Origin of the sequence: Nonomuraea rhodomycinica (assembly GCF_013363995.1) — a bacterium.
Taxonomy (GTDB): Bacteria; Actinomycetota; Actinomycetes; order Streptosporangiales; family Streptosporangiaceae; genus Nonomuraea; species Nonomuraea rhodomycinica.
In genome coordinates, this window is record NZ_JABWGO010000023.1 from 1 (window position 1) to 12,778 (window position 12,778).

The 12,778-nt window shown below is 74.8% G+C and carries 14 protein-coding genes; 7 read left to right on the forward strand and 7 right to left on the reverse strand.

Annotated features, from left to right (window positions below; translation table 11 throughout):
- Together HT134_RS43630 and HT134_RS43635 are read left to right on the forward strand one after the other, a co-directional pair.
- Positions 1-1,585, forward strand: a 1,585-nt coding sequence (locus tag HT134_RS43630; RefSeq protein ID WP_217709098.1) for a LuxR family transcriptional regulator, incomplete at its 5' end; no start/stop codon positions are given.
- A gap of 213 nt (positions 1,586-1,798) precedes the next feature.
- A complete protein-coding gene (locus HT134_RS43635) occupies positions 1,799-2,515 on the forward strand; it encodes a dienelactone hydrolase family protein (protein WP_175606385.1) in 717 nt (238 codons plus the stop codon).
- 75 nt (positions 2,516-2,590) lie between these two features.
- On the opposite strand, the gene HT134_RS43640 is transcribed toward HT134_RS43635, so the two are convergent.
- Complete coding sequence (locus HT134_RS43640; RefSeq protein ID WP_175606386.1) at positions 2,591-3,319, reverse strand: SDR family NAD(P)-dependent oxidoreductase; 729 nt, start codon at positions 3,317-3,319, stop codon at positions 2,591-2,593.
- Between the two features lie 81 nt (positions 3,320-3,400).
- Between HT134_RS43640 and HT134_RS43645 the strand changes: the two genes are divergently transcribed.
- Complete coding sequence (locus tag HT134_RS43645; RefSeq protein ID WP_175606387.1) at positions 3,401-4,507, forward strand: AraC family transcriptional regulator; 1,107 nt, start codon at positions 3,401-3,403, stop codon at positions 4,505-4,507.
- A 54-nt stretch (positions 4,508-4,561) separates the two neighbouring features.
- On the opposite strand, the gene HT134_RS43650 is transcribed toward HT134_RS43645, so the two are convergent.
- Together HT134_RS43650 and HT134_RS43655 are read right to left on the reverse strand one after the other, a co-directional pair.
- Positions 4,562-5,263 carry a TioE family transcriptional regulator gene (locus HT134_RS43650; RefSeq protein ID WP_175606388.1) on the reverse strand — a complete coding sequence of 234 codons (702 nt, stop codon included), beginning with the start codon at positions 5,261-5,263 and terminating at the stop codon, positions 4,562-4,564.
- Positions 5,264-5,346: 83 nt separating this feature from the next.
- Positions 5,347-6,138: an SDR family NAD(P)-dependent oxidoreductase gene (locus tag HT134_RS43655; RefSeq protein ID WP_175606389.1), complete on the reverse strand. Its 792-nt coding sequence runs from the start codon at positions 6,136-6,138 to the stop codon at positions 5,347-5,349.
- Between the two features lie 92 nt (positions 6,139-6,230).
- Between HT134_RS43655 and HT134_RS43660 the strand changes: the two genes are divergently transcribed.
- Positions 6,231-7,454 (forward strand): FAD-dependent monooxygenase, encoded by a 1,224-nt coding sequence (locus tag HT134_RS43660; RefSeq protein ID WP_175606390.1) that lies wholly within the window; start codon positions 6,231-6,233, stop codon positions 7,452-7,454.
- Between the two features lie 89 nt (positions 7,455-7,543).
- Positions 7,544-8,263, forward strand: a complete 720-nt coding sequence (locus HT134_RS43665) for a TetR/AcrR family transcriptional regulator (protein ID WP_175606391.1) — start codon at positions 7,544-7,546, stop codon at positions 8,261-8,263.
- 59 nt (positions 8,264-8,322) lie between these two features.
- Here the strand turns inward: HT134_RS43665 and HT134_RS43670 are convergent, their stop codons facing one another.
- Positions 8,323-8,820, reverse strand: coding sequence for a MerR family transcriptional regulator (locus HT134_RS43670; RefSeq protein ID WP_175606392.1), 498 nt, complete (start codon positions 8,818-8,820; stop codon positions 8,323-8,325).
- Positions 8,821-8,845: 25 nt separating this feature from the next.
- Between HT134_RS43670 and HT134_RS43675 the strand changes: the two genes are divergently transcribed.
- Positions 8,846-10,327 carry an MFS transporter gene (locus HT134_RS43675; RefSeq protein ID WP_175606393.1) on the forward strand — a complete coding sequence of 494 codons (1,482 nt, stop codon included), beginning with the start codon at positions 8,846-8,848 and terminating at the stop codon, positions 10,325-10,327.
- A gap of 154 nt (positions 10,328-10,481) precedes the next feature.
- On the forward strand, positions 10,482-10,796 hold the full coding sequence (locus tag HT134_RS43680) for a hypothetical protein (RefSeq protein ID WP_175606394.1): 315 nt from the start codon (positions 10,482-10,484) through the stop codon (positions 10,794-10,796).
- 33 nt (positions 10,797-10,829) lie between these two features.
- Here HT134_RS43680 and HT134_RS43685 read toward each other — a convergent pair whose 3' ends face one another.
- Genes HT134_RS43685 through HT134_RS43695 form a run of 3 tightly spaced genes read right to left on the reverse strand, consistent with a single transcriptional unit; the run spans position 10,830 to position 12,755 of the window.
- Positions 10,830-10,991, reverse strand: a complete 162-nt coding sequence (locus HT134_RS43685; RefSeq protein WP_217709099.1) for a DUF1330 domain-containing protein — start codon at positions 10,989-10,991, stop codon at positions 10,830-10,832.
- A gap of 40 nt (positions 10,992-11,031) precedes the next feature.
- Positions 11,032-12,246, reverse strand: a complete 1,215-nt coding sequence (locus HT134_RS43690; RefSeq protein ID WP_175606395.1) for an epoxide hydrolase family protein — start codon at positions 12,244-12,246, stop codon at positions 11,032-11,034.
- The gene (locus HT134_RS43695; protein ID WP_312888904.1) at positions 12,246-12,755 is read right to left on the reverse strand and encodes a MarR family winged helix-turn-helix transcriptional regulator; all 510 of its coding nucleotides are present in this window, start codon (positions 12,753-12,755) and stop codon (positions 12,246-12,248) included. Before HT134_RS43695 ends, HT134_RS43690 begins: the two co-directional genes overlap by 1 nt.
- Positions 12,756-12,778 lie beyond the last annotated feature (23 nt).

Genomic DNA, 12,778 nt, shown 5'->3' on the forward strand with positions numbered 1-12,778 from the left:
GGCCGCCGCGGCCCTGGAGCGGGCGGCCCGGCTCACCCCCGGCCTGGCCGACCGCGCCCGGCGGCTGGCCCTGGCGGCCGAGGCCGCCGCCGACGCCGGCGACCTGGAGCACGCCCAGGTCCTGGCCGAGCAGGCGCGGCGGATCGGCGGCGACCCGCTGACCGTCGCCCGGCTGGCCGGGTTGCGCGGCAGGATCGCGTTCGACCGCGGCGCGGTCCACGACGCCCACCGCATCCTGCTCGACAGCGCCGCCTCCATCGCGGAGCCGGACCGCAGGGGCGCGGCGCTCCTCCTGCTCGACGCGGTGCGCAACGCGTGGTACGTCAGCGACCCGGCGGCCGTCGCCGAATCCGCGGCCCGGCTGGCGGCCCTGCCGCTGACGCCGCAGGACGGGCTCGACGGGTTCGTCCGGGCGGCCCGCGCGATGGCCGACTTCCTGGCCGGTGACCTGGAACGGGCGCTGCCGCCGTTCCGCGAGCTCATCGCCGTGGCCGCGGCCATCCCCTCCGGCCTGGCCGCCCTGAGGATCAGCATCTGCTCCCTGGCCGGGATCTCCGGCGACTTCGACAACGGGCTGGCCATCGCCCACTCGGTGATCGAGGAATGCCGCGCCCACGGCCTCATCGGGCTGCTGCCGCTCGGCCAGGCGGTGCTGGCGATCCACCAGCTGTACCTCGGGCGTTTCCGCGACGCCGTCACGACCGCGGCCGAGGGCCGCCGGCTGGCCGGCGACATCGGCCAGACGCACCGCATCGCGCACTTCGAGAGCGTCATGGCCATGGTGGCCGCCGTCGAGGGTCGCGAACAGGACTGCCGCGAGCTGGCCGAACGGACGATCGCGCACGTCGGCACCCATCCGGTGGCGACGATCGTCGGCTGGGCCGAGTGGGCGCTCGGCCTGCTGGATCTGGGGCAGGGCCGTTTCGAGGTCGCGCTGGAACGGTTCGAGGCCGCCGCCCGCGGGCCGCTGCGGCACCAGATCATGCCCTACTACTTCGCGCCCGACCAGATCGAGGCCGCCGTACGGCTGGGCCTGCCCGCCCGCGCCGAGCAGCCGCTCGCCCGTTTCGAGTCCTGGGCGACGGCGGCCGGCCACCCGTGGGCGCAGGCCGTCCTGCACCGCTGCCGGGCCCTGCTCGCCCACGACGACGAGGCGGCGGAGCTGCACTGGGAGCGGGCCGCGCGAGCGCACGCGGAGGCGAACCGGCCGTTCGAACGGGCCCGCACCGACCTGCTCCACGGCGAGTGGCTGCGCCGCGCCCGCCGCAAGAGCGAGTCGCGGACCCGGCTGCGCGCGGCGCTGGAGACCTTCGAACGCGCCGGCGCCGCCCCCTGGGCCGAGCGGGCGCGCGCCGAGCTGCGCGCGGCGGGTGAGACCGTGACGCGATCCGCCCCCGACCTGGCCTCCTCGCTCTCCCCGCAGGAACTGCAGGTGGTGCGCCTGGCCGCCACGGGCGTCACCAACCGGGAGATCGCCGCCCAGCTGTTCCTCAGCCCCAAGACCGTCAGTCACCACCTCTACCGCGCCTTCCCCAAGCTCGGCGTCACCACCCGCACCGAGCTCGCCCGCCTCGACCTGGGCTGACGACGCGCCGCAGGTCCGCGGTCGTGCGCTCCCCCGTGGCCGGAACCCCGTGCCGGACGTGGGCGGAGCCCGTTGTGGTAGCGTCGGCGGCGCCGTGCACGACATCGGACCGCAGGAGGTGAGACCGATCAACGCTGTGACAGGTCGGGGCTCCCTCTCTCGCATGGCCTAGGGAGCGCCCGCGCAAGGCATCCCGAAAGGCTTGCAACGCAGATGCGCTTCACCACCCGGACGTCGGCCGACGGCGTCACCGAACGATCCTTCACCCTCGGCGAGGTCCCCGGCGTGCTGTGGACGCCGGACGCCGCCGAACCCCGCGCCCTGATCCTCATCGGCCACGGCGGCGGACAGCACAAGCAGGCCCCCAGTGTGGTGGCCCGCGCCGTCAGGCTGGCGGCCGAGTACGGGTTCGCGGCGGCGGCCATCGACGCCCCCGCCCACGGCGGCCGCCCCAAGAGCGCCGAACACGACCGGATCATCACCGAGCTGCGGGCCCGGATGGCCGGCGCCGGCGACCCGCTCCCGCTGCTGGCCGAGCTCCACACGCTGCTGGCCGGCCAGACCGTCCCGGAATGGCGCTCGGTCCTGGACGCGCTCGGGGAGCTCGGCCCCGTCGGGTACTGGGGCATGTCGCTGGGCTGCGCGCTCGGCATCCCGCTGGTCGCGGCCGAGCCGCGGATCCGCGCGGCGGTGCTGGGGCTGAGCGGGACGTCGCTGGCCTCCGCCGAGGCCGCCTCCGCCGTCACCGTGCCCGTGCGGTTCCTGGTGCAGTGGGACGACGAGCGGGTGCCGCGCGAGGACGCCCTGGCGCTGTTCGACGCCCTGGCCTCGGGCGAGAAGACGCTGCACGCCAACCCCGGCAAGCACGGGGACGTGCCCGCCTTCGAGAACGACGACGCCTTCCGGTTCTTCGCCCGCCATCTGGGCTGAGGCCGCCGCCCGCCGCCCGCGCCGCGCCGATCGGGGGCCGTCCCCGATCGGCGCGTCAGGTCGGCTGAGCCGGGGTCATCCGTCCAGCAGTCCCGCGGGGACGACGGCCTCGTGGCGGTCCCGCCTGGTGTGCATGTCCCACAGGATGCCGGCCAGCTCGGCGGGGTCGGCGGCGGGCATGTCCGGCACGGGTTCGCCCTGGGCCCGGCGACGCTCGTAGTCGGCCTCGAAGGGGGTGCCGGCGATACGGGCGCCGATGTAGAGCGCGCCCACGTGGACGCCCTTGCCGGCGACCTCGGCCGCGAGCGACTGCAGGTAGTTGCGCTGCGCGGCCAGGAGGGTGGGCCAGCCGCTCATGTTCGGCCGGCCCCGGACGGCGGCGGCCCCCTGGGCGGTGAGGACGGCGCCGTCGCCCCGCTCGACCATGGCGGGCAGGAACTCCCGGACCAGGGCCAGGAGCGTGTCCAACGTGATCGGCACGCGTTCCTGGAGCAGCTCGGGCGTGAGGTCGACGGCGGGCACGAACATCTGGCCCCCGGGCACCGGGCCGTAGTAGAAGGCCGTGGGGTCGCCGACACTCGCGCGGATCCGCTCGGCGAGCGCCGGGACGTCGCCGGTCCGGGCGAGGTCGGCGGCCACCACGTGCGTGGTGACGCCGCCGTCCGTCAGCTCCCGGGCGAGCGCGTCCAACGGCTCCCGGCGGCGGGCGACCAGGACGACCTCGTACCCCTCCTTGCCGTAGCGGCGGGCGACGGCCTGGCCGACACCCGGACCTGTTCCGAACACTGCGATGGATCTCGTCATGCCGTCCAGCCAACCGCACGAGCCCGAGACGATCCATGGGAGGAAGTCCGCGATGCCTTTGTGATCGTCTACGCTGGGCGGGTGGACGTGCTGACGGATCTCCTGCACCGGGCCCGCGCGCAGAACGCCCTGGTCAGGCGGCTGATCCGGCGGCCACCGTGGGGGATGGCGTACGCCGACGCGCCGCCGCTCACGGTCGCGGCCACGCTCGGCGGCCATGCCTGGATCCGGGTCGCCGGAGGCGCTCCCACGCGCCTGGCCGCGGGTGACATCGCCCTGGTCACCGCGCCCGGCGGGTACACGATCGCCGACGACGCGGCGACCGCACCCGAGTTCGTGATCCGGGACGGGCGCAAGTACCTCCCCACCGGGGCTCCGGCGCCGGCCCACCCGATGCCGGCGCCCCGCACGTACGGCACCGCCATCACCGAGACCGACGCGACGGTGGCCGACGTGACGGGGCCGGGCGTGACGGGGCCGGGCGTGACGGGGCCGGGCGTGGTGGGACCCGACGCGACGGGGCCCGGCGGCTTGCCGGGGCCCGGCGGCCTGCCGGGGACCGGCGGCCTGCCGGGGGTCACCGTCATGCTCCGTGGCGCGTACGAGCTGCACGGCGAGGTGGCCGCCCGCCTGCTGGACCTGCTTCCCCCGCTGGCCGTCGTGCCCGCCGGGCCGCGTACCCGCACGGCCCTCGACCTGCTGTCCGCCGAGGCCGCCCGCGACGAGCCGGGCCAGGACGCGGTCCTGGCCCGGCTCCTGGACCTGGTCCTCGTGATCGCGTTGCGCGCCTGGTGCACCAGGCCGGAGGCGACGCCGCCCGCCTGGTACCGGGCGCTGGGCGACCCGGCGATCGGCGAGGCGCTGCGCCTGCTGCACGAGGACCCCGCCCACCGGTGGACGGTCGCCTCGCTGGCCGCCGAGGTCGGCATGTCCCGCGCCGCGTTCGCCCAGCGCTTCGCCGCCCTGGTCGGCCGGCCGCCGCTGGGCTACCTCACCGACTGGCGCATGACCCTCGCCGCCGACCTGCTGCGCGACACCCGGCACAGCGTCGCCGTCGTGGCCCGCCGGGTCGGCTACCAGGACCCGTTCGCGTTCAGCGTCGCCTTCCGGCGCGCCCGCGGACGCACGCCCTCGGCCTGGCGCGGCTCGGCGCCCGAAGCCGGCCGCGGGCACGGCCACGACGCGTGACGGGTCACGATCACTACGCCCGCGGGCACGGCCGGGACACGTGACGGCTCACGATCACTCCGTCCGCGGGCGCGGGGCCGGGCGGCAGCCGAGGTAGGCGTCCAGGGCGGCGGCGCCGGCGAGCATGGCGCGGCCCCTGGCCGAGAGCCGCTCGCCCCACTCGCGCAGCGTCGACTCCAGCGGCGCGACCCCTCCGGCCGAGCGGACCTGGCCGATCAGCGGAGCGATCTGCTCCAGCAGGTAGCCGCCGCGCCTGAGCTGATGGGCCAGCCGGACGTCGCGCACGTCGGCCGCGTCGTAGACCCGGTAGCCCGTCTGCGGATCGCGGCGCGGACGCACCAGCCCGGCGCGCTCCCACTTGCGCAGCGTGGCCGGGCGGATGCCGAGCCTCCTGGCCAGCGGGCCGATGAAGGTGTCGCCGCGTTCCTGCGGCACGGGCGCCAGGTCGCGCAGCGCGGCTTCGACGGCCTGCAGCGTGCGGCGGTCGTCGAGGAGCTGGGCGTGGCTCTCGTCGATGAGCCGCAGCGCGTCCTCGGTGGCGTCCCGGTTGACCGCCTGCATGATCGACGTCGCCGTCTGGTGACCGTGCCCGGCCACCAGGGCGAGGAACGCGCGCAGGGCCTGCGCGTGCACCGGCGTGTAGGTGCGGTAGCCGTGGACGGTGCGTTCGGCGGCCGGCAGGATGCCGGCGTCCTCGTAGTTCCTGATTGCCTGGGTGGACAGGCCGTGCTCGCGCGCCAGGTCCACCGGCCTCATGGTGTGGGTCCCACCTGGCGGAAGAGGAGGTTCACCGGCCGAAGTCTACGCCGTCGCCCCCCGCGTCCCCGCGCCGTGAAGCCTCAGGCGACGTCGAGGGCCTGGGCGGCGTCGTTCCACAGCCGGCGCGCGAGGGTGGCGTCGAGGGCCGGCGGCCGCAACGGGACCTGCTCCGACTCCTCGAAGTACCGGCCCGTCCCCCGCGCCGCCAGCAGGTCCGCCACGGGCGGGGCCGCGTGCTCGGCGGGCTTCCACGTCCGCTTGACCAGCTTCAGGACCAGCCCGAGGGCTCCGCCGCGGTCACCGAGCCCGGTCCGCAGGACGCCGGGGTGCACCGCGTCGATCGTCACCCCGGCTTCCCGCCACCGCTCGGCGAACAGCGGGAGCATCAGCAGGTTGGCCAGCTTGGTGGTGGCGTAGGTCTTCACGGGATGGAAGTCCTCGCCCGTCGGGGTCCGCGCGGGATCGACCTTTCCCGTCACGTACAGGCCCGCGCTGACCTGCACGACCCGGCGCAGCCGGTCCTCCAGCAGGTGGTTGAGCAGGAACGGCGCGAGATGGTTGGTGAAGAACGCCTGCTCGAAGCCGTCCTCGTTGAGCACACGGCGGCTGGGCCACAGCGCCGCGTTGTGGACGAGCACGTCGATGGCGGGGACCGTGGCGGCGATCTCCCCGGCGGCGTGCCACGCCGTGCGGACGCACGACAGGTCTCCGACGACGAGCCGCGCCCCGATCTCGCGCGCCGCGGCCGACCCCTCGTCCGGCCGCCGGGCCAGGATCGTCACCCGATGCCCCCGCCGGACGGCCTCGGCCGCCACCGCCCGCCCGATGCCGCGGTTACCGCCCGTCACGACCACCCTCAGCGACTCACCCATGTCCCGGAGTCTAACCGACGAACTGACCAACAGGACCACTTTGGTCAGTTCGTCGGCTAGGGTGGCGGCTGACCTCACGGAAAGGGAGCACCATGACGGACACAGCCCGGCAGGGACGCGCACTGGTGGTGGGACTGGGCATCGCGGGCATCGCCACCGCGCTGCGCCTGCGGCAGGTCGGCTGGGAGCCGGTGCTGGTGGAGCGGGCCGCCGCCCGCCGCCCGGACGGCTACTTCATCCTGCTGTTCGGGGCCGGCGTCGCCTCCGCGCGACGGCTCGGCGTGCTGGACGCGATCGGCGACCGCGGCGACCCGCGGCTGACCGTCCACGAGGTGAACCGGGCCGGGCGCCGCACCCCCGGCATGAGTCCGGCCGACCTGCCGAACCTGGCCGCCCCGCCCCGGCAACTCCTGCGCGGCGACGTGGAACGGGCCCTGTTCGCCGCGTTGCCGGACGATGTGGAGATCCGCTACTCCACCGTCCCGGTCCGCATCAGCCAGGACGACTCCGCCGCCGAGGTCACCCTGCACGACACCGCCTCGGGCGCCGTCGTCACCGAACGCTTCGACCTGGTGGTCGGCGCGGACGGGATGCGCTCGACGGTACGCGCCCTGGCCTTCGGCCCCCAGGACCACCTGCACCCGCTGAACTACATGATCGGCGCCACCGCGCTGGAGGAGCCCATCGAGGGCTTCGGCCTGTTCGAGGGCCTCATCCTGGCCGAACCCGGCCGCTCGGCGTGGACCTTCCCCTTCGCCGACCACGCGCCCAGCCTGCTGTTCTCCTACCGCACCGGCGACATCGACGCCGAGTTCGCCCGCCCCGCGATCGACTCCATCCGCGCCGCCTTCGGCCCACGGCCCGCCGGGCCCCTGCTGGAGACCCTGTTCACCCGGTTCGAACAGGCCCCGGACCACCTGTTCGACTCGGTGCACCAGGTCAGGATGCCGCGCTGGCATCGCGGCCGGGTCGTGCTGGTCGGCGACGCCGCCTGGTGCGTCACCCTGTACGCGGGCATGGGCGCCTCCAGCGGCATCGCCGGGGCCGAGCTGCTGGGCACCATGCTGCGACGCCACCCCGGCGACCTGCCCCGGGCGCTGCGCGCGTGGGAGGCGCGGATGCGACCGTTCATCCACACCGAGCAGGACAGCGCGCTGTTCATGCGCCGGCTGTTCACGCCCGCCGACCGCAAGGAGCAGGTCGCGCGCGCCACGATGCTGCGCCTGATGAGGGTCCCGATCGTCGGGCAGGCCATGGGCAAGATAATGAGAGGCCCCGACTTCACGAACAAGGACCTCGACGTCGCCGCCGTGTGAGGCGCCGTCACGCCACGAGACCTAGCCACGAGACCGAGCCACCAGAGCGGGCCACGAGACACAGCCCGCGCGACAAGAGGACGACACCGGTGAGCCAGCTGATCGAGCACCAATCGCGCAAAGCCGCCCGCATCCTGGACAGCGCGCGCCGGCTGGTGCTCGACCACGGCGTCCGCAAGGTCACGGTCAGCGAGATCGCCCACGCGGCCGGTGTCGGCAAGGGCACCGTCTACCTGTACTGGGCGGCCAAGGAGGACCTCATCCTCGGCCTGTTCGCGCGCGAGCTGCTGACCTTCCTCGACGAGATCATCGCCCGCATCGGCGCCGACCCGGCGACGGTGCTGCCGCGCCGCCTGGCGCCGATGCTGGTCAGCACGGGCCTGCGGCTGCCCCTGGCGTCCCGGCTGAAGTACGGCGACACCGACCTGATGCGGGTGCTCACGCAGCAGGCCGCCGACCTCGACCTGTTCGCCCGCGTCAGGCCGAGCGCCCTGTGCGACGCCGTCATGCCGATCCTGCGCCGCAACGGCCTCATCCGCCACGACCGGCCCCTGTCCGAGCAGTCCTACGCCATGCACGCCGTGCTCACCGGGTTCGGCACCGCCATGTCCGACCCGGCCACCGCGCCGCTCGGCGTCGACGACCCGGGCGCGGTCCTCGCCGACACCGTGGCCCGCCTGCTCGAACCGGCCGTCGCCCCCGGCGAGGAGGCCGTCGCGGCGGCCGCCGGCGCCACGGTCGCCGTCTTCGGCGAGAGCAGGGACGCCGTGCTCGGCCTCATCGAACGCAGCCAGGTCACCGGCCCCTGACCGCCCCACGCCCGGACCGGCAGCGGGCGTCGCTCAGCCAGGTGTCGGCCGGGCGTCGCTCAGCGGGTGCCGTCAGGGGGGCGGGGCGCCCAGAGCCGGTCGGCGTCGCCCGCGGCGAGCCGGCCCCGGTAGACGCCGATCTTGTGGTCGATGAGCGTGAGGTTCTCCTGGAGCTCGGCGAGCCTGGCGGTCACGTCGGCGCGGTGCTCCTCCAGCAGGGCGAGCCGCTGCTGCTCGTTGCCGCGCCCGGCCGCCACCAGCTCGGCGTAACGGCGGATGGCCTTGATCGGCATGCCGGTGGCCCGCAGCCTCGTGCAGACGGTGATCCAGTCGAGGTCGAGCTGCCGGTAGCGGCGCCGGCCGCCGGCGGTGCGGTCGACGGGCGTGACGACCAGGCCGGCGCGTTCGTAGTAGCGCAGGGTGTGCACGCTGACCCCGGTGCGGCGGGCGGCCTCGGCGATGCTCAGCCCCTCCTGCCCGGCGCCGTCGAGGCCGTGCGCCTCTGGGGCGCCGCGAGCGGCGGATCCGGATGCGGGCCGCGCATTGACTTCGAGCACGCTCTAAATCCTAGCGTCGGTGGTCATGAGTTCTTCTCCGCTGCCCACACCCGCGGCCGGCGAGCTCGCCGGCCGCCGGCGGTTCCTGGTGCTCGCGATCTGCTGCGCCGCCATCGCCGTCGTGGTGATGGACATCTCCATCGTCAACGTCGCGCTCCCGGCGATCCGCCGCGACCTGCACGCCTCGATCCCGGACCTGCAATGGACGGTGGACGCCTACACCCTGGTGCTGGCCGCGTTCCTGGTGCTGGCCGGCTCCACCGCCGACCGGGTCGGCCGCCGCCGCGTCTTCCAGGCGGGCCTGGCCGCCTTCGGGGCCGGTTCGCTGCTGTGCGGACTGGCGCCGAGCATCGGCTGGCTCATCGCGGCCCGCTCGCTGCAGGCCGCCGGCGGGACGATGCTCAACCCGGTCGCGATGGCGATCATCGCCAACACCTTCACCGTCGCGGCCGAACGGGCCAGGGCCATCGGCGTGTTCGGCTCGGTGTCCGGCCTGTCGCTGGCGCTGGGGCCCATCCTCGGCGGCGCGCTGGTCGACGCCTTCGGCTGGCGCTCGGTCTTCTGGGTCAACGTGCCGGTCGTGGCCGTCGCGATCGTGTGCGCCGCGCTGTTCGTGCCGGACTCCCGCGCCGCCCGCGCGCGCCGGTTCGACCCGGTGGGCCAGATCCTGGTGGTCATGGTCCTCGGCGGCGTCGTCTACGCGATCATCGAGTCGAGGTCGCTGGGCTGGACGTCCCCGGTCATCCTCGGTCTGCTCGCCGTGGCCGCGCTCGGCGTGCTGGGCGTGCTCGCCTACGAACCGCGCCGCGCCGACCCGCTGCTGGAGCTGCGCCTGTTCCGAAGCGTGCCGTTCAGCGCGGCGATCGTGATGGCGGTGTTCGCCCTGTGCGGGTTCAGCGCGTTCCTGTTCGTGACCACCCAGTACCTGCAGGACGTCCGCGGCATGTCGGCGCTGGGCGCCGGGCTGTGCCTGCTGCCGGTCGGGCTGCTGGTGGTGGCGCTCTCCCCGCGTACCGGCCGGTGGGTGGGCGCGCGCGGCCCCAGGCTGCCGCTGGTGGTCTCCGGCGCCGCGCTGGCGCTGGGCGGCGGCGCGTCGCTGTGGGTGGGACCGGCCGGCGCGCTGCCGGCCGTGCTGGCGACGTACCTGCTGTTCGGCGTCTTCCTGGGCACCGTGAACCCGCCGATCACCGACACGGCGGTCTCCGCGATGCCGCGTTCGATGGCCGGGGTGGCCGCCTCGCTGGCCTCGGCGGGCCGGCAGACCGGCACCACCCTGGGCGTCGCGATCGCCGGGACGATCGTGGGCACGTCCCTGGCCGGCGGCGCGACGGCGTACACCGGCGCCGAGCAGGGGGTGTGGTGGATGACGCTCGGGCTCGGCGCCGGCATCGTGGCCCTGGCCCTGCTCAGCACCGGACACCGCGCCAAGGACACCGCCGCGCGGGCGGCGGCCCTGTTCCAGGAGGTGGACGGCGGCACCGCCGCCCCTGCTAAGGTCCGCCCATGACCCGAGAACGATCACCAGGACCGGCCGGCTTCACGTAGGCACGCCAGGAGATACCTGGCGGTGCCGCGAGGAGAGCCGAATGTCGCGAACCGCCCATCACATCCGTCGTCCGATTCCCGGCGGGGCCGGTCTGAAGGGGACCCCCTGGCGTACGGTGACGGTCGTCGATCTGCGTTACAGCGCCGCCTGCCTCCGGGAGGCGCGGCGGGACGGGCGCCGGCCGCGCCCCGCGGCCGTGCGCCGCAGGGTGGACGTCCGCTCCCGGGCCCGGGCCGGCTCCCGGGACCGGTGGGTGTCGTGGGCGGCCGGTGTCGAGGAGGGCCGGGCCCGCGCCCGGCTGCGTCTCACGCTGGAGGCGATCCGCCGGACGGTCAACGCCACCACCGGCGGCCGTCCGGCGGTCGAGGCGGCCGACGCGCTCGACGTCGCGCCCGCGCGGCACCGCCGCGGCGCCGTCTGGCAGTACTGATCCGCAGGAGTGGTCAGCGGAGGTCAGCGGAGGTCAGCGGGTGCGCGCGGCCTGGGCCGCCGCGCGCATCCGGGCCGCCATCGCCGCCGCCGAGTCGTGCCCCGGCTCGACCCCGTCGACCAGGAGCACGACACCGGGGATGTGATCGGCGCGCATCCGTACGATGGCCTGGTAGGCGGGCGAGTCCCGCTCCATGTACGCGTACACCTCCTCGTGCAGCTCGGCCGGGGCGGGGTCAGCGCCGGCCGCGGAAGGTCCGCCGCAGGTCGTCCACCCACGCCTCGGGGATCTCCCACGGGATGAAGTGGCCGCCGCGGTCGTGGGCGGCGAGGTTGACCAGGTTGTACCAGGCGGCGCGGTCGCTGCCGAGGAAGTGCTCGACGCGCTGGTCGGTCGTGACGCCGGGCGGGTTCTCGTAGCCGACGAAGGTGATGCCGGTGGGCGTCTCGACGGCGGGCCGGCGAGGGTGGGACGGGGTCCAGGGGTAGCGGTTGTTGTTGGCATAGGTGCGGATCGAGGTGCCGATCGAGTTGGTCACCCAGAAGATCATGGCGTGGGTGAGCAGGTCGTCCTTGGTGAAGACGGTCTCGACGTCGCCGCCGTTGTCGCTCCAGCTCATCCAGCGTTCCAGGATCCAGGCGAGCATCCCGGCGGGCGAGTCGGTCAGGCCGTAGGCCAGGGTGCTCGGGGCGAGCATGTGCGCGGCCAGGTGGACGGCGAAGCGCTTGTCCAGCGCGAGGACGCGGGCGTGGACGTCGGCGGGCAGGCCCTCGGGGATGGGCCGGCCGCCGGCGAAGTCCCAGGCCCGCTCGCCGTTGAAGAAGGTGAGCTTCTGCCCGGAACCGATGTGGATGGCGTGCAGCTCGCCGGCGTACTTGTGGCCGAGCTGCCCGGTGACCAGGGCGCCCACGTCGCAGCCCGCCGCCCCGTACTTCTCGTGGCCGAGCACCTCGGTCATGAGGGTGTGCCACAGGTCGGCGACCTTCCAGAAGTTCATGTCCGGGTGGTCGGGCAGCGGGCTGGAGAAGCCGAAGCCGGGGAAGGAGGGGACGATCACCTCGAACGCCTCGGCCGGGTCGCCGCCGTGGGAGCCAGGGTCGGCCAGCGGGTCGACCACCTTCGACCAGTGCCAGAACGTCCAGGGCCAGCCGTGCGTGAGGATCAGCGGTGTCGGGTCGGGCCCCACCCCGGGCCTGCGCATGAAGTGCACCGGCACGCCGTCGACCTCGACGTGGTAGTGCTCGTAGGCGTTGATCGCGGCCTCGGCCCGGCGCCAGTCGTAGCCGTCGAGCCAGTACTCGACGAGCCGGCGCAGGTAGGCGCGCGGGACGCCGTAGGAGCCGTCGTCGTTGCCCGCGTCGTCGGGCCAGCGGGTCAGCTCCAGGCGCCGCCGCAGGTCGGCCAGCACCTCGTCGGGCACGTGGATGGGGGTCGGTCGCAGCGGCGTCATCACGGTCCTTTCTGCTGTTGCTTGCGCCGGTCGGCGTCCACCAGGCGCCTGAGGGCCGGCAGGGCCGCCGCGATCGCGGCCCACTCCCCCGGCGTGAGCCGGGCGGCGAGTTCGGCGAGGTGCGCGACGCGGTCGGCCCGGCGCCCCTGGACGACGGCCGCGCCGGCCGCGGTGATGTGCACCAGGACGGCGCGGCTGTCGGACGGGTCGGCCCGGCGCTCCACCAGGCCGTCGCGCTGCAGCTTGGTCACCATCTGGGTCATGGCCGGCTGCGTGACCTGCTCGCCGGCGGCCAGCGCGGTCAGCCGCCGCGGCCCGCGTCCGGCCAGCGTGTGCAGCACCGACAGCGTCGTGAAGCTCAGCCGCTGCACCGACGGCAGCCGGATGAACATCCGGGTGAACTCCTCCAGCGCCAAGGTCAGGTCGGTGACGCTCACGTCGGCGGCGCGGGCTCGCGGCCCGCTCCTCGCGTCCGGCGGGGGGCTCGGCGGGGTCAGCTCGCTGTCCACGGCCCCTCCGTTCCTTCCCCGTG

Excerpts from the sequence above, each read along its gene's own strand:
- HT134_RS43635 (WP_175606385.1), top strand. The coding sequence starts at position 1,799 with ATGCGCTTCACCACCCGGACGTCGGCCGACGGCGTCACCGAACGATCC.
- HT134_RS43675 (WP_175606393.1), top strand. The coding sequence starts at position 8,846 with ATGAGTTCTTCTCCGCTGCCCACACCCGCGGCCGGCGAGCTCGCCGGC.
- HT134_RS43655 (WP_175606389.1), bottom strand. The coding sequence starts at position 6,138 with ATGGGTGAGTCGCTGAGGGTGGTCGTGACGGGCGGTAACCGCGGCATC.
- HT134_RS43650 (WP_175606388.1), bottom strand. The coding sequence starts at position 5,263 with ATGAGGCCGGTGGACCTGGCGCGCGAGCACGGCCTGTCCACCCAGGCA.
- HT134_RS43685 (WP_217709099.1), bottom strand. The coding sequence starts at position 10,991 with ATGGAGCGGGACTCGCCCGCCTACCAGGCCATCGTACGGATGCGCGCC.
- HT134_RS43690 (WP_175606395.1), bottom strand. The coding sequence starts at position 12,246 with ATGACGCCGCTGCGACCGACCCCCATCCACGTGCCCGACGAGGTGCTG.
- HT134_RS43660 (WP_175606390.1), top strand. The coding sequence starts at position 6,231 with ATGACGGACACAGCCCGGCAGGGACGCGCACTGGTGGTGGGACTGGGC.
- HT134_RS43640 (WP_175606386.1), bottom strand. The coding sequence starts at position 3,319 with ATGACGAGATCCATCGCAGTGTTCGGAACAGGTCCGGGTGTCGGCCAG.